Consider the following 21042-nt stretch of genomic DNA (forward strand, 5'->3'; position numbering starts at 1 on the left):
ATATATGTCAAATAATAGCACATCACCATTGTACGGTCTGATTCTCTCAGGAGGTAAAAGTACCCGAATGGGCGAAGACAAAGGCTTATTGGATTATCACGGTATTCCTCAACGAGAATATCTCTATGGGTTATTGGAAAACTTGGGATTGCCTTGCTACCTAAGTATTCGGCTTGATCAAAAAAACAATATCCCCAATAATTTCAAGGTCATTGTTGATAATGACCGTTATCGCGGGCCCTTTAATGGTATGCTGACCGCACATGCTACATATCCCAGAGCGGCTTGGCTGGTATTGGCCTGTGATTTGCCCTTGTTGAACAAGGTGGCGCTCAAGAATCTCGTTTTGAAACGAAACACGAACAAAACGGCCACGGCCTATGCCACCAACGCGAGCAGTCTGCCAGAGCCCTTGGTGGCGATTTGGGAACCGACTGGTCTGCAAAAGGCAAAAGAATACTTGAAGACGGCAGAAAGTAGTTGTCCGAGAAAATATCTTATCAATTCAGATACCGAACTTGTATTTCCCGAGCGCGATGAAGTACTGTATAACGCCAATTCGCTATCAGAGTATCAATTTGCCAAATCAAAGTTGAGGTAATGGCCAACGATCGCTACATAAGACACCAGCAATTGAAGGACTTTGGTTCTGAGGGTCAAGCAAAACTTACGCAAGCCAGCGTATTGGTGGTGGGCCTTGGTGGATTGGGACTGCCGGTCGTGCAATACTTGAATGCGATGGGCGTCGGCACATTGGGTTTGGTCGAACAAGATTTGGTTGAAAAACATAACCTACAGCGGCAGGTACTCTATTCTGAAAACGATGTGGGAAAACCAAAACTCGAAGTGGCGCTTGATAAACTGGCAGGCCAAAATACGACCACCGACCTAGTGCCTTTTGATACTTTTTTGACCAAACATAATGCGCTGCAAATCATTGAAGGGTTTGATGTGGTGGTCGATGCCACCGACAATTTTGCCACTCGATATTTGATAAACGATGTCTGTGTGATGCTTCACAAACCTTTTGTATATGGTGCTTTGCATGGTTTTGAGGGGCAGGTCAGTGTCTTCAACCATAAAGAAGGGCCAACCTATCGTTGCCTTTTTCCTAAAATGCCAAGGGCCGATGAAGTGCCGAACTGCGATGAAAACGGAGTGCTGGGGGTGCTGCCGGGCATCATAGGTACTTTGCAAGCGCTAGAGACCGTAAAGGTCATTACGGGCATAGGTGAGGTACTAGCAGGCAAATTGTTGGTATACGAAGGTCTTACGCAAACGGTGCAAAAAATACGTTTTGCGGTAAATCCCGAGAACAAAAAAATCAACGAACTGCAAGCATCCTACGGCATTGCGTACTGTGAAAGCACATTGTCTTTGAGTGCCAAAGAATTTGCCGAACGGCTGAAAACCAAAAAATTGCAGGTAATCGATGTTCGAAACCCCGATGAGTACAACGATTATCATCTCGATGGGGCAAAGAACATTCCCCTGCATGAACTGCCCACAAGAATTCATGAAATAAATTTTGGTGCAACAGTGTATCTTATCTGTCAATCAGGAAAACGAAGTGCTGCGGCCCTTGAAATAGTGCGAAAAGAAAAACCAAAAGCATCAATTTTGCATATCTTGGGCGGAATGGACAAAACCGCACCTCTATGTCTTTAGCCACCGGAGAATTTGTGGGCCTTATGGCCATCTTTTTTATAATTGCGCTTCTCTATTCAAGTGTGGGTTTTGGAGGTGGGTCAAGCTATTTGGCCATTTTGGCCTTGGTGCTGACCAGCTTTTTTGTGATTCGCAGTACCGCGCTGCTATGCAATCTAGCGGTGGTCTCGGGTAGCTGTTACTTGTATTTTCAAAGAGGGCACTTACAGTTAAAAAAATTTCTTCCCTTTGTCGTGACCAGTGTTCCCATGGCGTTCTTGGGGGCATCTTTTAGACTTAAAGAGAACGTCTTTTTTATCATTTTGGGCATTAGCCTTATCGCTTCTGCCATTGCCTTGGCCATGCAGACGATACAGTTGAAAACTGATTTTGAACCAAAGCGGTACCCATCCTATCTCCTGTATTTGTTGGGAGGTGGCATCGGACTGCTTTCAGGTCTGGTAGGTATAGGGGGTGGTATTTTTTTGGCGCCTGTGTTGAACTATCTTAAGTGGGACAGGCCCTTGGTCATTGCCGCGCTGGCCAGTTTTTTTATTTTGGTAAATTCCGTTTCTGGATTGACCGGATTGGCCCTTGCGGGCACTTTCGAATGGTTTTGGCCCGAGATAGGCATACTGTTGGCCGTGGTCATTATTGGAGGGCAGATAGGTGTGCGGTTGAGCCTGGGCCAGTTTTCGGCTAAGACAATCCGTCTGATTACCGCACTTTTGGTTTTTGTGGTCGGTGTAAGGGTATTGTTGGATAATGGATGGCAATTGAATGTATTCAGATGATTTCATATGAAGAGGCATATCGATCGGTATTGGGCGCCGCAGGGGATTTTGGTAGCGAACAAGTTTCTTTGAATGCTGCCCATGGCCTGATATTGGCAGAAGATATTAGGGCAGACCGTGATTTTCCACCTTTTGACAGGGCGACCAAAGATGGTATTGCCATTGCCCATGAAGCCTATGAAAACGGGGTGCGTTCATTCGAAATTGAAGGTATTGCCGCTGCTGGAAGTCCAAGGCAAATTTTACAAGGTCGCAAAAACTGCATAGAAGTGATGACCGGAGCCATGCTACCTGAAAATACCGATACGGTAGTGATGTACGAGCATATCAATATTGATAAGGGTACCGCATTTTTGGAGAGGGCCGTTTCGAGCGGGCAGAACATCCATAAAAAGGGAAGTGACGAGCCCAAGAACGCATTGGTACTCAAAAAGGGCACTAAGATCGAGGCAGCTGAAATCGGTGTTTTGGCTTCTGTGGGCAAAGCGCAGGTGTTGGTAAAAAAACTTCCTAAAATAACCGTGGTTTCAACAGGGAACGAACTGGTCAATGTTGATGAAAAACCGCTTCCGCATCAAATCAGAAAATCGAACGGCTATTCCTTAGATGCTGTATTAAGAGTTGAAGGTATAAAGTGTAATTTATTGCATATCAATGATTTTGAAGAAGAGATTAAAAAAGAATTGGCTGCCGCTTTGAGAGAAAACAATGTATTGTTGTTGAGCGGGGGCGTTTCAAAGGGAAAATACGATTACCTGCCAAAAATCTTGCAAGAATTAGGTGTTGACAAGGAATTTCATAGGGTCGCCCAACGCCCAGGAAAACCATTTTGGTTTGGTGCCAAGGCAGATGGTAGGGCCACGGTTTTTGCTTTTCCGGGAAACCCTGCCTCGACCTTCGCCAGTTATCATGTTTATTTTTTGCCATGGCTTCGAAGATCCTTGGGTCTTCCGCTTACTGAGCATAGTGTGGTACTTGGTGAAGCTTTTGAGAATGCCACCGGGCTGACACGTTTTATCCGGGCCGAGGCACATTTGAAAGGTGGTCGATTAAAGGCTACCTTGGTCATGGGCAATGGTTCTGGTGATTTGACCAGCTTGGCCCTATCGAACGGTTTTGTACGTTTCAACCCTGAGACAAACTATAACGAAGGTGATCTAGTGCCTTTTTATCCCACAAAAAGAATACTACAATGACGCATGAACTGAAGAGCATAGTGCACGCCCATGAAGCAGCGAAAAAAAAGGGAATAAAGACCGTATTGGTCACTGTGGTCGCTTTAAAGGGATCTTCATATCGGCGCCCCGGCGTTCGTATGTTATTGCTTGAGAATGGTAAAATGGTCGGGGCCGTAAGCGGGGGCTGTGTAGAAAAAGAGGTGCTTCGACAGGCCGAAAGCGTTTTTGCCACGGGTACGCCAAAAGTAATGACCTACGACGGCCGTTATCGCTTGGGCTGTGAGGGCATTCTGTATATTTTATTGGAACCCTTTTCACCAAGTGCAACTTTTTTGGATGTTTTTTGGAAGACCATCCGTTCTCGAAAACCATTCAAGATCATAAGTGCCTTTCAGAAACAGCATGTTGAGCGAGAGGTGTTCGGTTCTCTTTTTCATTTTGACGATAAAGCGGTCGGGGTTCGAAATGGTTTTGAGAAGTTACCAGAGGGTACCGAGTTTTTTGAACAGGCCATGCAGCCCTGTTTCAAGATAGCCATCATTGGGGCCGAACACGATGCGGTACAACTTTGCTCGTATGCGGCCATGACAGGATGGGAAGTCACCATAGTGGTCGACCCGAGAGAAGAGAAAACCATTTCAGATTTTAAGGGTGCTACTGAATTTATACAAGCAGAGGGCGGGTCATTGCTATTGAATGTAGACCATGAAACGGCGATTGTGCTGATGACCCACAGTTTTGCAAAAGACCTACACTATCTAATGGCCTTGAAAGATGCCGATCCAGCCTATTTCGGATTGTTGGGCCCTGCCGATAGGCGCGAAAAATTATTTGATGCGCTACTTGAACGGCACCCCGATATATCGGACGAGTTTCTGGAAGGTATGCATGGCCCCGCAGGTCTTGACATTGGGGCAGAGACCCCCCAAGAAATAGCCATATCTGTACTTTCAGAGATATTGACGGTCATCAATCAAAAAAAACCCATACGCTTAAAAGAAAAAGAAGGGAAAATCCATACTTGAAGAATATGGGCGACAAAAAAATTATGATATTGCTGTTGGCAGCAGGCGCTTCTTCACGCATGGGTGTGCCCAAACAATTGCTCCCCTGGAAACACGGTACCTTGTTGAACCACGCCGTGGCGCAGGCAAAAAAAGTGTCGAATAGGGTAGTGGTCGTACTGGGGGCGCATGCTAAGGAAATCAAAAAGACACTCCCTGAAACTGTTGAGACCATCATCAATGAGAACTGGGAAAAGGGCCTGGGGTGTTCCATTGCTCATGGCGTGCGATATGTGGTCGACAACTTTGATGTTGACGGACTCTTGATCATGCTGGCCGATCAACCCCTGTTGGGCCATGGGCATCTTATCGAATTGACCACCACCTTTAAAAGAGAAAACAAAACAACGGCCACCCAATATGATAAAGGGCTGGGGGTGCCTGCGGTTTTCCACAACTCGTTGTTTGACCAATTATTGGAATTGAATGCCGATTTCGGGGCAAAAAGAATACTTGAAAAAAATGCTGAACAACTTGAAGTAGTGGCCCCAAAAGGAAAGGCCGTAGATATCGATACCCTTGAAACGTACCATAAATTGTATCACGAACATGGCCAGAAAACATAGACACCCATGATGAGATTTACGAAAGAAGTATGCATAACCCTTTTGTTCTGTGCTTTTTCCGCCATGGCACAAGAAATGGGTTTCGAAGAGTATAATCCGACATCCACTTTAGTGGTGCCCGAACACCCAACGTTGAAAGCAAAATATACTTTTATAGATATACACAGCCACCAATTTCGCATGGCAGAACAGAATCTATCTGAGCTCATTGCGGCCATGGATTCATTGAACATGGGTGTTATGGTAAATCTTAGCGGGGGATCTGGAGAGGAGTTAAAGGCCAAACTACAAAATGTCAATGACCATTACCCGAATCGGTTTGTCATTTTTGCCAATGTGGATTTCAGTAGGGTCGGAAATCCCAATTGGGGCAAAGAGGCTGCCGCACAATTGGAAGCAGATGTCAGAGCGGGGGCAAAGGGATTGAAGATCTATAAAAGCCTTGGACTTCGAAATAGAGATATCAATGGAAACCGAGTTGCCGTTGATGACCCGCGACTTGATCCCATATGGGCAAAGTGTGGTGAATTGGGTATTCCAGTATTGATTCATTCAGCAGACCCAAAATCGTTTTGGAACCCGATGGACAATACCAATGAGCGTTGGCTTGAATTGAAGACGCGACCGCGAAGAAAGCGCTCTGATACCAATCCCGCTCCTTGGCAGCAGATTATTGATGAGCAGCATCGCATGTTCAAAAAACATCCGAATACCAAATTCATCAATGCGCATATGGGCTGGTATGCCAATGATCTGCAAAAGTTGGGAGAGTTGCTTGATGAAATGCCCAATATGTATGTGGGCATTGCGGCCGTTATTGCCGAGTTGGGGCGGCAACCAAGGCAGGCAAAGGCTTTTTTCATCAAATATCAAGAGCGTATTCTTTTTGGCAAGGATGCCTGGAACCCCAGCGAGTTTCCCACCTACTTCAGGGTTTTGGAAACTTCGGATGAATACTTCCCCTATTACAAAAAATACCATGCCTTTTGGGCCATGTATGGGCTAGACCTGCCAGATGACGTGCTCAAGAAAGTGTATTATAAGAATGCGTTGAAACTCATTCCGACCCTTGATAAATCATTGTTCAAAGAATAGCTAAGAACGCTCTTTGCCTAAAGACTTGGTTTTTGGAGTGGTGTGGTCATTATATTCTTGAAAGATTCCACATGAAATCTGTTGTCTCACCAATGATTTTTTCGGCTTTTTCGCCAAGGCTTCGATCTGTTTGTTCAAAAATTGCATACCCATGAAACGCAATAACAGCGTTATTGTTGCAAGATATCGTCAAAAAACCATTGAAGCTTGAAGATCAATCAGCTTAGGTATTTTTTTCAACCGTTGACAGCCGTTTTTCCAAATATTGCAAAACGATCATCCAGTTCATTTTTAAGATCAAAGCGGCTGTCGGAATATTGTCTTCTTCAATGGCCTGAACAATGGCCTCCATTTGGTTGTCAACGTTTTCGTAAACCGAAGCATCCCTGATAAAGGCCTGTTCATAAAATAAGATTCGGTGTTTCAGCTTCCTTAAAAGTTGGATCAAGATACGATTGTTGCAGTGCCCAATGAGCAAATCATGAAACCTATAGCGTGCCTGTAGCCTTGCATTATGGGTGTGCGACTGTTGCAACCTTAAAAGGCTTTTTTTTAGATCGCGAATGGCCTTTTCAGTGAAATGCGAGTCCTCAATGGCCATCACCTCAAGCTGTGATACCGTGGCATAAAGGTCTTTGGCCTCTTTCAATTGCAGTTCGGCCACCACAAAACCACGGTTGGGCACGGCTTTTATTATCTGGGATTCCTCAAGTTGGCTGAGGGCTTCCCTGATGGGGGTGACGCTGATGCCCAATTTACGTGAAAGGGCGGCCAAATTGATGGTCTTTCCAACAGAAAGAGCACCTTTTTGCATTTCCATCAAGATGAAATCCTTGACTTTATCGCGCAGTATGGTGGTTTGAAGCATTTCCGAATCGTATACGATTTTAACGTCTAAGGTATGGATTTATTACAGTATCTTAGGACATTAATAAACCTTACTATCGTGAGATTACAAGTTTTTTCCTTATTCCTGTTTTTGTTCTTGTTGTCTGGTTGCAGGCAAGCCGTAGAAATCAAAAAAATTGACAGTCTTTATGAATCGCAACTGTTCAAAGATGTGCAATTGGCAGCGGTCTATGAAGACTCTAAAACATTTGTTGATTTAGTGCCCAAGGGATCCATTGCCGAATTGGAAATCAAATATCTTGAGGCCAAAAAACAGGCTGATTTTGATCTGGAAGTTTTTGTGAAGGAAAATTTTGAAGATCGTTCCATGAAATCTTTGGAAATCAGAACCGATACGACCAAGACCATGTATGAACATATTGAAAATATGTGGGATAAACTCGCCCGGGGCCCCGATACGCTGATTCCCTATTCAAGCCGTATACCGTTGCCACACCGTTACGTGGTGCCCGGCGGCCGTTTTCAGGAAATCTATTATTGGGACAGCTATTTCACGATAGAGGGGCTATTGGCGGCCAATAAGAAACAGTTGGCAAAGAGCATGGTCGACAATTTTGCTTTTTTATTGGACTCTATCGGTTTTATACCGAATGGTACCCGTGATTACTTCCTGACCCGTTCGCAACCGCCATTTTTTGGCGTTATGGTCAGCACATTGGCCCAAGAAGACAAGAATATGCTGGTGCATTACCTACCCGAAATGGCCAAAGAATATAAATTTTTTATGGCGCATGACAGCATTGAGGGCCCTTATGGTGCCGATCAGCATGTGGTGCTAATGACCGGGGGCGGTTTGCTCAATCGGTATTGGGACAAAGGCAATACGGCCCGCCCAGAGGCCTATAAAGAAGATCTTCACCTCGCTTCAGAAAAAAATACTCAAGCAGAAAAAGAGCGGCTCTATAGAGATTTACGTTCCGCTGCCGAAAGTGGTTGGGATTTCAGCTCAAGATGGTACCTCGAAGAAGATTTTGCCAGTACGGGCACCACCTCCATTGTTCCCGTAGACCTAAATTGTTTGCTCTATCATCTCGAAACGCAATTGGCCGCTGCCAGTCGTTTAAAGGGAGATGAAGAAATCGCAGACCATTTCGCAAAGCTTGCCGGTCAACGAAAAAACCTTATCAGAAAACAGCTGTGGAACGAGGAAAAGGGCTTTTTCATGGATTTCAATTTTGAGACTAAGGCACATACACCCCATTTGACATTGGCAGGGGCCTTTCCCTTGTTTTTTGGCATAGCGGACCAAGAGCAAGCTGAAAAGGTCAAAAATATGCTGATGGAAACATTTTTAAAGGATGGTGGACTGGTCTCTACCCTAAACCATTCTGGCCAGCAGTGGGACGCCCCCAATGGTTGGGCGCCCTTGCAGTGGATGGCCGTAAAAGGTCTTTTGGCCTACGGATACGAAGAGGAAGCGCGTGAGATCATGGAACGATGGCTGGCTTTGAATGAAAAGGTATTCAAGAACACGGGCAAGATGATGGAAAAGTACAATGTTGAAGACTTGAGCCTTCTGTCAGGCGGTGGCGAATATGAGACCCAAGATGGTTTCGGATGGACCAATGGTGTGGCCTTGGGCTTCAAGAGAATTTTGGATGAAATGGAGCAGAACTGATGCTAAATGTCCAAGTCGCTACTGTTCATACCTGATATTTCAGGCTACACACAATTCATACAGACCACTGAGGTCGAGCATAGCCAGCATGTTATTGCAGAATTGCTCGAGGTATTGATAGCTGCCAATACCGAAGAATTGAAATTGGCCGAGGTTGAGGGCGATGCCTTATTTTTTTATAAGGAGAACCAAATCCCTTCCCAAGAAAAGTTATTGGCCCAGATAGAATCGATGTATGCCGCATTTTATAGCCACTTGCAGAAGTTCGAAAAGAATAGGGTCTGCCCGTGCAATGCCTGTGCGACCGCACCCAATTTGAAATTGAAGATAATTGCCCATTCGGGTAGGTTACAGCATATAGAAGTTCAAGGAAATCGAAAACCGTTTGGGCAAGAGGTCATTGAGGTGCATCGACTTTTGAAGAATTCTGTTCAACATGATAACTATGTGTTGATCAGTCGCCCATTGGCGCTTGAAATTCAATTATCCTATACCTATAGCAGCAAGGTGTTTCGCTTTCGGCAAGGCACTGACACCTATGATGGCAAACAGATTGAATATCTCTATGCGCTGATCGATACCGAGAGCTTGAATTTACAAGAGGTTGAAGAGTCTTTTTCGGTTTCATTTGATGCCCCTCCGCAACTGACGGCAACAAAGACTTTTACTATAGCGGCCGCACAACTATATGAATATATCTCGAATTATTCATATCGCCACCATTGGGTGAAAGGGGTCGATTCGTTTGAGTATAACCCCAATGAGGTTACCAGATTGGGCACCGAACACCTTTGCGTGATCAACGGAGCCCAACTTGATTTTGTGACGGTCACCAAACCGGCCCAACACAACCAATTGGTGTACGGAGAGTTCACCAAAAGTCTTCGCCCCGTAGATGAACTATATCAGTTTTATATCGTGGAGCCCATTGATGGAGAAAGCTGTGAGGTAACTGCTGAAACCTATTGGAAGGTCAAGTCACCGATCAAAAAGATTTTAATGGCCATTGCGGTAAAAAAGATCTTTCGTTCCAGACTTGAAAAATCATTGAGGTTACTGGAAGAATTTTTGGTTACAGAGGTCAAAGAACGATCGGATAATGATACAAGTGGCTAGAAATTTTTTGAAGCCTGACTAATCATTCGATTTGACCATTATCTTTCCATATAGCTCCAGACAAAGTTAGGGTGGTGCCCATCCCTTCTGACCATTTTCACCCATAGCAGAGTCATATGTTCTAAATGTAATGATTGGTCTAAAGCTCCCGTATCTTTATACATATAACCTGTTTCTTCAATCAAAGGTTTAAGTTGTTCCTTTGCATTTTGGTCATCGCCCGCGACCAACATCACGGGTTTGTTAGGGTAGTTGGGAAAGGAAGCATCCTGTAAATTTTCATATCCATAAATGGTAAAGGCCTTTACCACTTTGGCCGAGGGCGCCCACGCCTGTATTTTTTCCGACCCGGAGATTTCACTGTTAAGCCCATGTGAAATGCCCTGACCAACCGGATTGGTACAGTCCACCAAAGTTTTTCCCTCAAAATCAATTTCGTTTAGCACCATTTCGACAGCCCCGAACGGAACGGCCAAAAAAACGATTTCTGCCCAGGCAACGGCATCTTGTATCGACTTTGCGGTCATATTTTCATTTTTTTTCAACGCTGATGCGACACTTTTAGAATTTGGGTCGTTGGTGGCAATGGTAATTTCATGGCCTTTTTGTTGTAATGTATGGGCAATGGCAAAGCCCACATTTCCGATTCCGATAAATGCTAGTTTCATCTTGTTGATTTGCTGAGTTGTTCAATTACCATTCTTGCTGCGGCTGTACCTGAATTTTGTTGCTGTCCGGTGATAAGGTTTCCATCGGCAATGGCATACGATGAAAAAGGTGCCGCTACTTTGAAAGTAGTGTTTTTAAGTTTTATGGCCTCGTCTTCAATTCGATAAGGCTGTATCTTCTGACCCACGGCCTGATCGGCAAAGTCTTCTTCAGCATTGGCAAAACCTGTCCATGTTTTATCTGTTACCAACAACTCTCCATTCATTTTTCTAGCTTCTAAAAGTAGGGTAGTGGAGTGGCATACAGCGGCACTGGGCTTCTGGGCTTCAAAAAATGAGACAAATAGTTTTTCCAAATCGGTATTGCCTTTAAACGTATACATGGGTCCTTGACCACCCACCAAAAAAATGGCATCGAATCGATCGGGGTCAATATCGGTCAGCTTTGAAGTGTTTTCGAGTAGTTGATCAAACCAATTTAACTGCATAAAGCCTAGCGAAATCACATCATGGGCCGAATAGCCACTTTCATCGGTCGGATCTGAGAATGCATCCATGACCACTTTTCCCCCTTCGGTCGAGGCCAATTCCACTTCATAACCAGCTTCTTGAAAAACATGAAGGGGGTGTGTCAGTTCTGAGGCCCAAAAGCCAATGGGCCATCCTGTTTGTTTAGAAATGGCCGGACTGCTGAGCACCATAAGTATTCTGCCCTTATGGTCTGCCCCATGAAAGTGTACGTAACTGTTTTCTTCTCTTGGTAAATCCATTTGTTTGTTTTTGACCAAATTTCTTTTAAACCGCTATCTTTATGAAGATACTTACCAAAAAGTATGGTACTTACTTTTTTGAAAGTAATTTGAAAATCAATGAATTATGCCAGAGTTTTTGTACAATAACAAGTTGTATTACAATCCGGTGGAGTTTGCAATGGACCGTATTGGGGGCACTTGGAAGATTCCAATCCTGTGGCGATTGCAAAACAGGGTGATGCGGTACGGTGAGCTGAAAAAAGACATTCCGCATATCACTGATAAGATGCTGACCTCGCAATTAAGGGAATTGGAAAAAGAGGGTTTTGTGCATAGGGAAGTGTATGCCGTAGTACCTCCAAAAGTGGAATATTCGATAACGGCAAAAGGCAAACGAACCATTCCTGTTATTGAGACCATTAGAAACTATGGACTCTCACTGATGACAGAGGAAAACATAATCGAATAGTCAATGCCGGCCGGTTATTCAAAGACACCGCTCTTCAAAAAACTGGGTATCAAATCTGGTTTTACCATCCATCTTAAAAACCAGCCCGAACATTACTGGAAACTTTTCGAGTTAGTGCCATCCGATATTGAGGTAGTGAAAAAGCCCAAACCTGGTTCCATAGATTTTGTGCATCTGTTCTGCACCTCACAAAGCGAATTGAAAAAACGGGCAGGGACCTGCAAAGAGTTGCTCAAAAAAACCGGTATGCTATGGGTAAGCTGGCCAAAGGGTAGTTCTGAAATACCTTCTGATATAAAGCGTGATCACATTCGTGACCATTTGTTGGCCATTGGGTTGGTCGATACCAAGGTGGCGGCCATTGATGGTGATTGGAGCGGACTAAAATTCATGTATCGCCTTAAGGACAGATAGCCCGTATTTTAACAATAATCTTCTTAGAAAAAGAGTTGTTTTTGGTTATCTTCAACCACTTTTTTAATTAAAAACCTATCGATTATGAGACTACGTTTGAAAGGCTTGCTCGCCTTTTTCACCTTATGTACAATTGCAACTGGTATTTCACAGGAAAACGAAAAAAAGGAAGCCGACATCCATGCAGGACTAAAGTTCCGAAATCTGGGGCCAGCACTGACCTCGGGCCGTATTGCCGATATTGCCATCCATCCTGAAAATGAGAATGTTTGGTATGTGGCCGTAGGGTCGGGCGGAGTATGGAAAACGGTCAATGCGGGCACGACCTTCAAACCTATTTTTGATAAGGAAAAGAGTTATTCAATAGGTTGCGTGACCATCGATCCCAATAATCCTTCCACGGTTTGGGTGGGCACCGGTGAAAACGTGGGTGGCCGCCATGTTGGTTTTGGCGACGGCATCTACGTCAGCCATGATGAAGGAAAGACCTGGAAGAACAAGGGGTTAAAAGCTTCAGAGCATATTTCGAAAATTATTATTGATCCTGAGAATTCGAACAAAATATATGTGGCCGTACAGGGTCCGTTATGGAGCAAGGGCGGTGAGCGCGGTCTTTATCTTTCAGAGGATGGTGGAAACACATGGACCAAAACACTTGGTGGCAATGAGTGGACGGGCGTTACCGACATGGAAATGGATCCGAACGATTCCAATGTACTTTATGCGGCCACTTGGGACAGGCACCGGACAGTGGCAGCGTACATGGGTGGTGGTCCTGGCACGGGAATTCATAAAAGTACCGACGGGGGCCAAACATGGACTGAATTGAAACAGGGCATTCCAAAGTCAAACTTGGGAAAAATCGGTTTGGCCATCTCACCCTTCGATAGCGATGTCATCTATGCGGCGATTGAATTGGATAGGAAAAAAGGCGGACTGTTCATTTCTCGAAATGGGGGTGCTTCATGGTCTAAACAATCCGATGCCGTTTCTGGGGGTACGGGCCCACATTATTATCAAGAATTGTATGCCTCGCCGCACCAAGAGGGCCGTTTGTATCTGATGAGCAACTACGTGCAGGTATCCGTTGACCATGGCAAGACCTTCAATTTCATGAACGAAAAAAAGAAGCACGTCGATAGCCATGCGATGGCCTTCAAAAAAGACGATCCCTATTATGTACTGTTCGGTACAGATGGTGGTTTATACGAATCGTATGACCTGACCAAAACTTGGCGTTATTTCGATAATTTACCCATCACCCAGTATTACAAGGTTGCCGTCGATGACTCAGAACCCTTCTATAATATTTATGGGGGCACGCAAGATAACGGTTCACATGGCGGGCCATCGAGAACCACAAGTTCGGCCGGTATTCTCAACCATGATTGGTGGATCACCCTTGGGGCCGATGGGCACCAATCGGCAATCGAACCGGGTAATCCTGATATCACCTATGGCGAGTTTCAACAGGGTTGGTTGTGGCGTATCGACCAAACTACGGGTGAAACGGTATTTATACAACCGCAACCCGCTGAAGGTGATCCCCATGAGCGTTTCAACTGGGACGCACCCATTTTGGTGAGTCCGCACAAGCCCACACGTCTCTATTTTGCTTCCTATCGGGTGTGGAAGTCAGAGAATAGGGGAGATTCGTGGACGGCCATTTCCAATGATTTGACCCGTAATGAAGAACGGTTGACACTCCCCATTATGGGCAAACAGCAAAGCTGGGACAACCCCTGGGATGTCGATGCCATGAGCAACTACAATACGATTACCTCTTTGGCCGAGTCGCCCAAGCAAGAGGGGTTGATCTATGCGGGCACAGATGATGGTATTCTTCAAGTAACCGAAGACGGAGGGGCCAATTGGCGCAAGATTGCGCTGGGTAGCATTAAGGGCGTGTCTGATCGAGCTTTTGTCAACGATGTACGGGCCGATCTTTATGATGCCAACACGGTTTATTTGGTACTCGACAACCACAAAGAGGGTGATTTCAAGCCCTATCTGCTCAAGAGTACCGACAAAGGTCGTACTTGGAGCTTCATGAACGGCAACTTACCCAAGCGCCTATTGACTTGGCGTATTGTTCAAGACCATGAAGACAAAGACCTATTGTTCACCGCCACGGAATTCGGGATATATTTCACTAAGGACGGAGGTAAAAACTGGCAACAATTAAAGGGTGGTCTACCCACTATTTCTTTCAGGGACATTACTATTCAACGAAGGGAAAATGATTTGGTGGCCGCTTCTTTCGGAAGGGGATTTTATGTGCTGGACGATATTTCACCCATTCGTGATTTTGACCCTGCAAAAAAGAATGAAGTACAGTTTTTCAATACCCGACCCGCCTATTGGTATGTGCCCAAAGACGGGGTTTATGGGCAAGGAAACAATGAATATGTGGCCGAAAATCCGCCCTTTGGTGCGGTGTTCACCTACTACCTTCCCAAGAAATATGAGTCTATGAAAGATCAACGGGTCAAAAAAGAAAAAGAGCTGACCAAGCAAAAAGCCAATATCCCTTTTCCTGGTTGGGAAGCCCTGGCGGAAGAAAAACAGCAAGAAAAACCTGGACTGTTCTTAATGATAAAAGATGCAGATGGCAATTTGGTCAATACGGTCAAAGCTACTGCCAAAAAAGGGTTCAACCGTGTTGCATGGGACCTTGCCCATGCCAGTAGAAGTGGGGTGTCACTCAAAGCGCCAAAGCCAAGCGATGATGACAACTTTTTTGGTTCGCCCTACATGGCAACACCCGGCACCTATTCGGTGGCCCTTTATGAAAATATCGATGGTACCCTAAAACAATTGGCAGGCCCCATGAATTTTGAGGTCAAAAAGCTTCGTGATGGAGCGCTACCTGCCAAACCCACATCAGAAATCGATGCCTTTAGGGAAGATTTTCAAGCATACCAACAAGACTTGAAGGCCATCAACACCCATCTTGAAAATGGATTGAAAAAGGTAGATGCCATGAAGCGTGCCTTTAAACAAGCGAAACGTCCTTCAGATCAACTGTATTCAAAAATTCACGATGCTAAAGAAAAATTGCTTGGCATGAAAGCGGTGATGCAGGGCAATACTGCCAAAAATGAGATAGGTGAGCGAAATCCCCCAAGTCCGGGTGACGGTGCCTTTGTGGGCTTTGTGGCCTTGAACAACACCTATGGCCCTACCGAAAACCATAAAAAGGCATTCGCAAGAGCACAAAAACAAATGAATGGTGTCAAATCGAATTTACGCAACATGGTTGATACGACCTTGCCTGCTATTGAAGCTGAATTGAAGGCTTCGGGTGCTCCGTGGATCGAAGGGCAGAGGTTCTAGAAAACCCTTAAACAATGCAAAAAAATGGTCGTTTGGGAAAAGATGAAATGGTTTATTGGAATACTATTTACAATGCTTTTGGGGCATAACGGTCTTTCCCAAACCGACTATACCGCCATGCGTCAGACCATGGTCGAAAGTCAACTGAAGGCACGGGGCATTTTTGACAAGAACACGCTTAAGGCAATGTCTAAGGTGCCCCGTCATCTTTTTGTGCCAGAAAACCAACAAATACATGCGTATAGTGATGGCCCGCTGCCAATAGGTATGAAGCAGACCATTTCCCAACCCTATATGGTGGCTTTTATGACCCAGGCCATTAAACCTTGGAAGAACAAAAAAGTACTTGAAATCGGTACGGGTTCGGGCTATCAAGCGGCTATTTTGGCAGAAATAGTCGATTCTGTCTATACCATTGAGATTATTCCAGAGTTGGGTAAAAGGGCAGAAAAATTGCTACAATCGATGCAATACGAAAATGTAAAGGTCAGGGTGGGGGACGGTTACGATGGCTGGCCCGAACAAGCCCCTTTCGATGCCATCATCGTCACGGCAGGGGCCGAGCAGATTCCCGAGCCATTGGTCGAACAATTGAAAGATGGTGGCCGAATGGTGATTCCTGTAGGTCCCCATCACGGGGTACGCGATTTAATATTGCTGACCAAGAAGAACGACAAAATCAAAAAAAAGAGTTTGATGGCCGTTCGGTTCGTGCCCTTCACAAGAAACGATTGAAGTTTTTGATCTATGAAATCGCTTCGGTCTTCAATGAGGTGGGCAGCTCGTAGATTTCCAGTCCGAAATAAGGTACTGCCGCCAAAATATGATCAAAGATATCGGCCATGATGTACTCATAGTTCTGCCAGCGTTTGTCGCTACTGAACGCATAGACCTCTAGGGGGATGCCCTGCGGGGTCGGTTCTAATTGGCGTGTCATTAGGGTCATGTCTTTGTTGACGGCCGAATGCTTTTCAAGATAGGTTTCGATATACTTTCTAAAAACCCCCAGATTGGTGAGGTTTCTTCCGTTTATGAGCGATGATTTATCGACTTCTTTTAAGGTATTATGAGCCTTTATTTTCTCTTGCCGGTCTGTTAGGTAGGGTCTGACCAATTCAATCTTCTTAAGCGAATCAACTTCTTGGTCCGTCAAAAATTTGATGCTCTGTTGCTTCAAGATTACTGCTCTCTTCATGCGCCTTCCGCCAGAAGACTGCATACCTCTCCAGTTCTTGAAACTATCTGAAATCAGCGCATAGGTGGGTATGGTGGTAATGGTCTTATCAAAGTTCTGCACCTTGACCGTGGCAAGGGTGATTTCGATCACATCACCATCGGCACCGTATTTTTCGAAGGTAATCCAGTCACCGATACGTACCATATCGTTGATGCTGACCTGAATGCTGGCCACGAACCCCAAAATAGTATCCCTGAAAATCAAAAGAATAACCGCCGAGGCGGCACCAAGACCAGTGAAAAATTTCCAAAAACTGATATCGGTAATGATCGCGATAATGGTCATAATGCCCGCGATCCAAGCAAAAATCATGAAGACCTGAATGTAACTGGCAATGGGTTTATCTTTAAATTTTGGTAGTGTTTTCAGATAATCTTTGAGCGTATGCAGAAAACTTCTAATGATTCTGAGGATGACGACTACCCAGAGTATGTAGAGTATTTTCATCGCAATGTTTTCAGCGTACGAAAAGTCATAAAACACGAACGGTGTAAGCTCAAAGGCCAGCAAAAGGGGTATAACATGCGCAAGATGCCTTGGCAGGCGGTTTGCGACCATCATGTCGTCAAAATTGGTCTTTGTACTTCTTGCCACACGGGCCGATAGGGATCGAATACTTTTCCAGGCCACATAATCGATCAACAAAACGAGAGCGATCATGAGAATGAACAAAAGCGTTGTGTTCAGATAAGCGGAATTGACTTCTGAAACACCTTTTTCTACTAGATATTCGTATATAAAATGAAACCACCTGTTCTTTTCCATACCCTTAATATTCGAGTGCAAAATTAATGAATGGGCAGAACTTGAACCTTGATTTATGCCAGATTATTCTTTATTCAATTCCTCCAAGAGCATATCATAATCCTTTATCCAAGTGTACAGGTACCCTCCCAAGTTTATGATCGGATTTTGCAGTGAGTCCAATGGTTTTTCCCTTGCCTGTAATGCATTCGACAAGTATTCTTTTATTTTGGGTTTTTCCGAAAGTCTAATGCTTTTGAATATATAATGGTTTCTATTGAGTTTGTCGATGATCGAATCACATGTTGGGCATGTTTCTGTCACATAAATGGTAATGTGCTTTTTGGGCTGTATCATCTTTGGTGGAATTTCAATCGGGGTATATTCCTTTTTCAGGGCACGTCGAGATAAACTGTCATTGACATCAAGTGTATAGTTGTACTGGGGCTTTTTGTTTCGAAGCAGGATAATGGTCTTCAAATGTACCTTCGAGGCCGATGGTATCCTTATCCAGCGAGGTTTGGCCGCACTTTGTCTGAAATTGGTCCCTTTCACTTTAAAAAGCACGTCAAAATCACGGTGATCTTCATTATAGGCGTAAAAGGCCATACGATTGCCCTTGGCTTCTTCAACCACCTTGACCCTTGGTGACTCCTGCCCGAAAAATGATGTGGTAACCAAAAGGAAGAATAAAAATTTGTGCATTTCTATGTGAATTAGCTTTTTTCAAGATAAGAAATTATAGCTTCCCACAAATTGGCAGGCTGGTTTATTAGCTGTAATATTGATATCGTCAAATAAGAGGAGTGTATGGGCAAACATCCGAATCCCACATTGGTGGTTCTATGCTTTTTCTCAATTTATGTTATTTGGGGATCTACCTATTTATGGAATAAGATAGCAGTGACCGAACTACCACCTTTTATGTTGGCAGGTATGCGTTTTGTCGTGGCCGGCCTTCTCATTTTTTTGATAGTGGCCTTGATGCGCAAAAACGTCGGTGTGACCCTTAGGCAACTACTGAACACCTTCATTGCAGGGTTTCTTTTTCTAAGTATTGGCAACGGTTTCGCCGTTTGGGCCCTGCAGTATATAGATAGCAGTTTTGAAGCTTTGATAATTTCGGCCCAGCCCTTGGTGATATTGTTGATGATGTGGTTACTGCAAGGCAGAAAGATACAATTGATGTCAATGGTGGGCGTGGTGTTGGGCTTTTTGGGTATTTACCTGTTGGTGAGCCAAAAAGCGCTGGTGCAACATGAAAACTTTTTCTTGGGTGTCTTTTTGGTTTTTTTGGCGTTACTGGCTTGGGGCTACGGTAGTCTTTTTGTGGGTAGGGCTGATCTGCCCAAGAATTTTTTTGTCAATACGGGCTATCAGATGTTGTTCGGTGGCCTCACCATGTTATTGATAAGCTTCATCATCAAAGAAGAATGGTCAGGTCCGTGGCAATGGAGCACCAAAGTACAGGGAGTCATGGTGCTCCTGATTGTTTTCGGCAGTATTATAGCGTTTACCTCTTTCAATTACCTGCTCAAACATGTTTCGCCCGAAAAGGTGGCCACCAGCACCTATGTGAATCCTATTGTCGCCATGTTCTTGGGTTGGTATTTCTTGAATGAACAGATTACCCTGCAGTCGATCATCGCGGCCATTGTACTGTTTATGGGAGTGTATTTTATCAATTCAAAGAAAAAATGGCAATTGTTCTCTCGCTTTAAGAAAGTACAGTAGCTTTTAAGGTTACCATTGAGCGTTTTGTTCTTATCCCGACCAAAAAGGACAAAAGTAATTGTATTGTGATTAACAAATCACCTATTTGCTTGAACATTTCGCGGTTATCGTACGCTTTTTTTGTACATTTCAAGATAGATACTACTTAGGATGCTCAGAGTTTTTTTATCCATAGTATGCATTGTTTCTGGGTTGGTTTCTTACTGGTTGTTTAGACCTGAAATTTATGCTTTTGAATTGTTGAATATTTCGAGTTCAGCAATTTTTGAAGATGTCAATCCATTGACCTTTTGGATAAAAAACCATTTGGCGGACACTTTATGGTGTATGGCTGCGTACTTGATGGCAATTGAGTTGAAGGTTCAGCGATACCCGAATTTTTACAGTATGCTCTTATGGGTGCTTCCGGTGACCAGTGAAATGCTTCAGGGTATGGGAATGGTCGGTGGAACGTTCGATTGGATAGATCTTTTTATTTATATCTTTTTAGCATTTATTTTTTTACTAACAACCCAACCTATGAAAAAAGTACAATTACACCTTATCGGCATCACAGTGGTTGCCATTGGAATTTTGGGTGTGATAGGCAGCAAGGCCCCCAAGCCCATTCCTATTGAATACACACAGGCAACCTTCGCACTGCAACCCAAGCAAGATGAAATTTTCACCAAACCTTTATTGGCAAAAACACTGAACAGTGCAGAAAACATATCTGTGGTATTGCGGGTTCCGGCCTCTGAGGAAGATAAGATCACCGAGGCCCAAAAACTCATCAACAACACCATTTACAGTACCATTGAAAAAGAATTTGCCAAAGCCAACTATATTGTTCGTGATAGGGCCATGTTCGCCAAAGTATTGGAAGATGACAATGTTTCCGCTGATTATGCCAAGATACACAACAGTACCAAAACAGACCTTATTCTTGAACTGGTCAGTTATGGTGACATTAAGCACAATACCAACAAGTTCACAGATAAAAACGGTATCGAGCAAACGGCAAACGTAAACTTTGCATTTACGGGCACCTCTGCTGAGTTCAAACTGATAAGCGTTAAAGACAATGACCTAGTGGGCTCTTATACCTTTTATTATACACCCTGTACTCTTGGTTGTACATATAGGATCAATGCGACAAGGGCCTCCAATAAACTATATGCTATCGATACCGATAGAGATGCCCCGTACGAATACGTGGCCCCAGACGTATTGGAGAATTTCTTCAAAGAATGTTCAGTGAGACTTATAAAAGAATTGGAGGCAATTAAATAGCCTTATAGTTCAAATGAAAGGCCCCTATTTTTTTACACTATTGGTTTTTGGAGCGTAATCAAAAGGGTGTAGCTCTTTTCAATGGTGAAAATCTAAAGGGTGGCGTTGTAATGTCTCCTTAGGGTATTTTTTACCAGATGCACATAATCCATTTGTAGTGCAAAACCATATGCTGGTGGGTTTGGGTGGACCCAATGCCCCCCTAATGGAATTTTTCCATAATCAACAGAAGTTCGGGTAGAAAACACCGATGCAGGGTACTTTTGTTGCATTGTGTTCACAGACCATTTTTTGACTTTTGTACACTTCACTACGCTGATTGTCCAATTCACGACATTGCTTTTTTTGATGACCCAAATACTGAGCATATTTGCTTCATCATCAATCAAAAAACGAACAATCAATCAATCATCAACCTGCCTGCTAATC

20 protein-coding genes are annotated in these 21042 nt (G+C 44.2%); 15 read left to right on the plus strand and 5 right to left on the minus strand.

What is annotated here, in order from left to right; all coding sequences use genetic code 11:
- Window positions 1-4: 4 nt before the first annotated feature.
- Genes L0P89_RS15340 through L0P89_RS15370 form a run of 7 tightly spaced genes read left to right on the plus strand, consistent with a single transcriptional unit; the run spans window position 5 to window position 6344 of the window.
- On the plus strand, window positions 5-601 hold the full coding sequence (locus L0P89_RS15340; RefSeq protein ID WP_235265991.1) for a molybdenum cofactor guanylyltransferase: 597 nt from the start codon (window positions 5-7) through the stop codon (window positions 599-601).
- Complete coding sequence (locus L0P89_RS15345; protein ID WP_235265992.1) at window positions 601-1668, plus strand: HesA/MoeB/ThiF family protein; 1068 nt, start codon at window positions 601-603, stop codon at window positions 1666-1668. Before L0P89_RS15340 ends, L0P89_RS15345 begins: the two co-directional genes overlap by 1 nt.
- Window positions 1659-2441, plus strand: a complete 783-nt coding sequence (locus L0P89_RS15350; protein ID WP_235265993.1) for a sulfite exporter TauE/SafE family protein — start codon at window positions 1659-1661, stop codon at window positions 2439-2441. The genes L0P89_RS15345 and L0P89_RS15350 overlap by 10 nt, the downstream gene beginning before the upstream one ends.
- Window positions 2438-3637: a molybdopterin molybdotransferase MoeA gene (locus L0P89_RS15355; RefSeq protein WP_235265994.1), complete on the plus strand. Its 1200-nt coding sequence runs from the start codon at window positions 2438-2440 to the stop codon at window positions 3635-3637. Before L0P89_RS15350 ends, L0P89_RS15355 begins: the two co-directional genes overlap by 4 nt.
- Entirely contained in the window at window positions 3634-4644 is a 1011-nt protein-coding gene (locus L0P89_RS15360; RefSeq protein ID WP_235265995.1) for an XdhC family protein, read from the plus strand. The genes L0P89_RS15355 and L0P89_RS15360 overlap by 4 nt, the downstream gene beginning before the upstream one ends.
- Before the next feature lie 5 nt (window positions 4645-4649).
- Window positions 4650-5249: an NTP transferase domain-containing protein gene (locus L0P89_RS15365; RefSeq protein WP_235265996.1), complete on the plus strand. Its 600-nt coding sequence runs from the start codon at window positions 4650-4652 to the stop codon at window positions 5247-5249.
- 6 nt (window positions 5250-5255) lie between these two features.
- Complete coding sequence (locus L0P89_RS15370; protein WP_235265997.1) at window positions 5256-6344, plus strand: amidohydrolase family protein; 1089 nt, start codon at window positions 5256-5258, stop codon at window positions 6342-6344.
- A 223-nt stretch (window positions 6345-6567) separates the two neighbouring features.
- Here the strand turns inward: L0P89_RS15370 and L0P89_RS15375 are convergent, their stop codons facing one another.
- Window positions 6568-7212 (minus strand): GntR family transcriptional regulator, encoded by a 645-nt coding sequence (locus L0P89_RS15375; protein ID WP_235265998.1) that lies wholly within the window; start codon window positions 7210-7212, stop codon window positions 6568-6570.
- A 78-nt stretch (window positions 7213-7290) separates the two neighbouring features.
- Between L0P89_RS15375 and treF the strand changes: the two genes are divergently transcribed.
- Entirely contained in the window at window positions 7291-8871 is a 1581-nt protein-coding gene (treF, locus tag L0P89_RS15380) for an alpha,alpha-trehalase TreF (RefSeq protein ID WP_235265999.1), read from the plus strand.
- A 6-nt stretch (window positions 8872-8877) separates the two neighbouring features.
- Entirely contained in the window at window positions 8878-9987 is a 1110-nt protein-coding gene (locus tag L0P89_RS15385) for a DUF2652 domain-containing protein (RefSeq protein WP_235266000.1), read from the plus strand.
- Window positions 9988-10025: 38 nt separating this feature from the next.
- On the opposite strand, the gene L0P89_RS15390 is transcribed toward L0P89_RS15385, so the two are convergent.
- Together L0P89_RS15390 and L0P89_RS15395 are read right to left on the minus strand one after the other, a co-directional pair.
- Window positions 10026-10655 carry an NADPH-dependent F420 reductase gene (locus L0P89_RS15390; RefSeq protein ID WP_235266001.1) on the minus strand — a complete coding sequence of 210 codons (630 nt, stop codon included), beginning with the start codon at window positions 10653-10655 and terminating at the stop codon, window positions 10026-10028.
- Entirely contained in the window at window positions 10652-11425 is a 774-nt protein-coding gene (locus tag L0P89_RS15395) for a type 1 glutamine amidotransferase domain-containing protein (protein WP_235266002.1), read from the minus strand. The genes L0P89_RS15390 and L0P89_RS15395 overlap by 4 nt, the downstream gene beginning before the upstream one ends.
- A gap of 106 nt (window positions 11426-11531) precedes the next feature.
- Here L0P89_RS15395 and L0P89_RS15400 point away from each other — a divergent pair, with 106 nt between their 5' ends.
- The 4 genes from L0P89_RS15400 to L0P89_RS15415 all read left to right on the plus strand — a co-directional run bounded on the left by L0P89_RS15400 (window position 11532) and on the right by L0P89_RS15415 (window position 16361).
- A complete protein-coding gene (locus tag L0P89_RS15400; protein WP_235266003.1) occupies window positions 11532-11876 on the plus strand; it encodes a winged helix-turn-helix transcriptional regulator in 345 nt (114 codons plus the stop codon).
- A gap of 3 nt (window positions 11877-11879) precedes the next feature.
- On the plus strand, window positions 11880-12290 hold the full coding sequence (locus L0P89_RS15405; RefSeq protein ID WP_235266004.1) for a DUF3052 domain-containing protein: 411 nt from the start codon (window positions 11880-11882) through the stop codon (window positions 12288-12290).
- Window positions 12291-12374: 84 nt separating this feature from the next.
- A complete protein-coding gene (locus L0P89_RS15410) occupies window positions 12375-15626 on the plus strand; it encodes a VPS10 domain-containing protein (protein ID WP_235266005.1) in 3252 nt (1083 codons plus the stop codon).
- A gap of 42 nt (window positions 15627-15668) precedes the next feature.
- Window positions 15669-16361: a protein-L-isoaspartate(D-aspartate) O-methyltransferase gene (locus L0P89_RS15415; protein ID WP_235266006.1), complete on the plus strand. Its 693-nt coding sequence runs from the start codon at window positions 15669-15671 to the stop codon at window positions 16359-16361.
- 10 nt (window positions 16362-16371) lie between these two features.
- On the opposite strand, the gene L0P89_RS15420 is transcribed toward L0P89_RS15415, so the two are convergent.
- Together L0P89_RS15420 and L0P89_RS15425 are read right to left on the minus strand one after the other, a co-directional pair.
- Entirely contained in the window at window positions 16372-17628 is a 1257-nt protein-coding gene (locus L0P89_RS15420; RefSeq protein ID WP_235266007.1) for a mechanosensitive ion channel family protein, read from the minus strand.
- Between the two features lie 63 nt (window positions 17629-17691).
- Window positions 17692-18312 (minus strand): glutaredoxin domain-containing protein, encoded by a 621-nt coding sequence (locus L0P89_RS15425; RefSeq protein WP_235266008.1) that lies wholly within the window; start codon window positions 18310-18312, stop codon window positions 17692-17694.
- A 105-nt stretch (window positions 18313-18417) separates the two neighbouring features.
- On the opposite strand from L0P89_RS15425, the gene L0P89_RS15430 reads away from it, so the two are divergent.
- Together L0P89_RS15430 and L0P89_RS15435 are read left to right on the plus strand one after the other, a co-directional pair.
- Window positions 18418-19341 (plus strand): EamA family transporter, encoded by a 924-nt coding sequence (locus tag L0P89_RS15430; protein ID WP_235266009.1) that lies wholly within the window; start codon window positions 18418-18420, stop codon window positions 19339-19341.
- A 519-nt stretch (window positions 19342-19860) separates the two neighbouring features.
- The gene (locus L0P89_RS15435; protein ID WP_235266010.1) at window positions 19861-20613 is read left to right on the plus strand and encodes a hypothetical protein; all 753 of its coding nucleotides are present in this window, start codon (window positions 19861-19863) and stop codon (window positions 20611-20613) included.
- The last annotated feature ends 429 nt before the right edge of the window (window positions 20614-21042 follow it).

Origin of the sequence: Muricauda sp. SCSIO 65647 (assembly GCF_021534965.1) — a bacterium.
GTDB lineage: Bacteria > Bacteroidota > Bacteroidia > Flavobacteriales > Flavobacteriaceae > Flagellimonas_A.

Coding starts and splice junctions, on each gene's coding strand:
- L0P89_RS15385 (WP_235266000.1), top strand. CDS start 8,878: ATGTCCAAGTCGCTACTGTTCATACCTGATATTTCAGGCTACACACAA.
- L0P89_RS15410 (WP_235266005.1), top strand. CDS start 12,375: ATGAGACTACGTTTGAAAGGCTTGCTCGCCTTTTTCACCTTATGTACA.
- L0P89_RS15435 (WP_235266010.1), top strand. CDS start 19,861: ATGAAAAAAGTACAATTACACCTTATCGGCATCACAGTGGTTGCCATT.
- L0P89_RS15350 (WP_235265993.1), top strand. CDS start 1,659: ATGTCTTTAGCCACCGGAGAATTTGTGGGCCTTATGGCCATCTTTTTT.
- L0P89_RS15400 (WP_235266003.1), top strand. CDS start 11,532: ATGCCAGAGTTTTTGTACAATAACAAGTTGTATTACAATCCGGTGGAG.
- L0P89_RS15355 (WP_235265994.1), top strand. CDS start 2,438: ATGATTTCATATGAAGAGGCATATCGATCGGTATTGGGCGCCGCAGGG.
- L0P89_RS15375 (WP_235265998.1), bottom strand. CDS start 7,212: ATGCTTCAAACCACCATACTGCGCGATAAAGTCAAGGATTTCATCTTG.
- L0P89_RS15365 (WP_235265996.1), top strand. CDS start 4,650: ATGGGCGACAAAAAAATTATGATATTGCTGTTGGCAGCAGGCGCTTCT.
- L0P89_RS15360 (WP_235265995.1), top strand. CDS start 3,634: ATGACGCATGAACTGAAGAGCATAGTGCACGCCCATGAAGCAGCGAAA.
- L0P89_RS15425 (WP_235266008.1), bottom strand. CDS start 18,312: ATGCACAAATTTTTATTCTTCCTTTTGGTTACCACATCATTTTTCGGG.
- L0P89_RS15415 (WP_235266006.1), top strand. CDS start 15,669: ATGAAATGGTTTATTGGAATACTATTTACAATGCTTTTGGGGCATAAC.
- L0P89_RS15430 (WP_235266009.1), top strand. CDS start 18,418: ATGGGCAAACATCCGAATCCCACATTGGTGGTTCTATGCTTTTTCTCA.
- L0P89_RS15340 (WP_235265991.1), top strand. CDS start 5: ATGTCAAATAATAGCACATCACCATTGTACGGTCTGATTCTCTCAGGA.
- L0P89_RS15405 (WP_235266004.1), top strand. CDS start 11,880: ATGCCGGCCGGTTATTCAAAGACACCGCTCTTCAAAAAACTGGGTATC.
- L0P89_RS15390 (WP_235266001.1), bottom strand. CDS start 10,655: ATGAAACTAGCATTTATCGGAATCGGAAATGTGGGCTTTGCCATTGCC.
- L0P89_RS15370 (WP_235265997.1), top strand. CDS start 5,256: ATGATGAGATTTACGAAAGAAGTATGCATAACCCTTTTGTTCTGTGCT.
- L0P89_RS15345 (WP_235265992.1), top strand. CDS start 601: ATGGCCAACGATCGCTACATAAGACACCAGCAATTGAAGGACTTTGGT.
- L0P89_RS15395 (WP_235266002.1), bottom strand. CDS start 11,425: ATGGATTTACCAAGAGAAGAAAACAGTTACGTACACTTTCATGGGGCA.
- L0P89_RS15420 (WP_235266007.1), bottom strand. CDS start 17,628: ATGGAAAAGAACAGGTGGTTTCATTTTATATACGAATATCTAGTAGAA.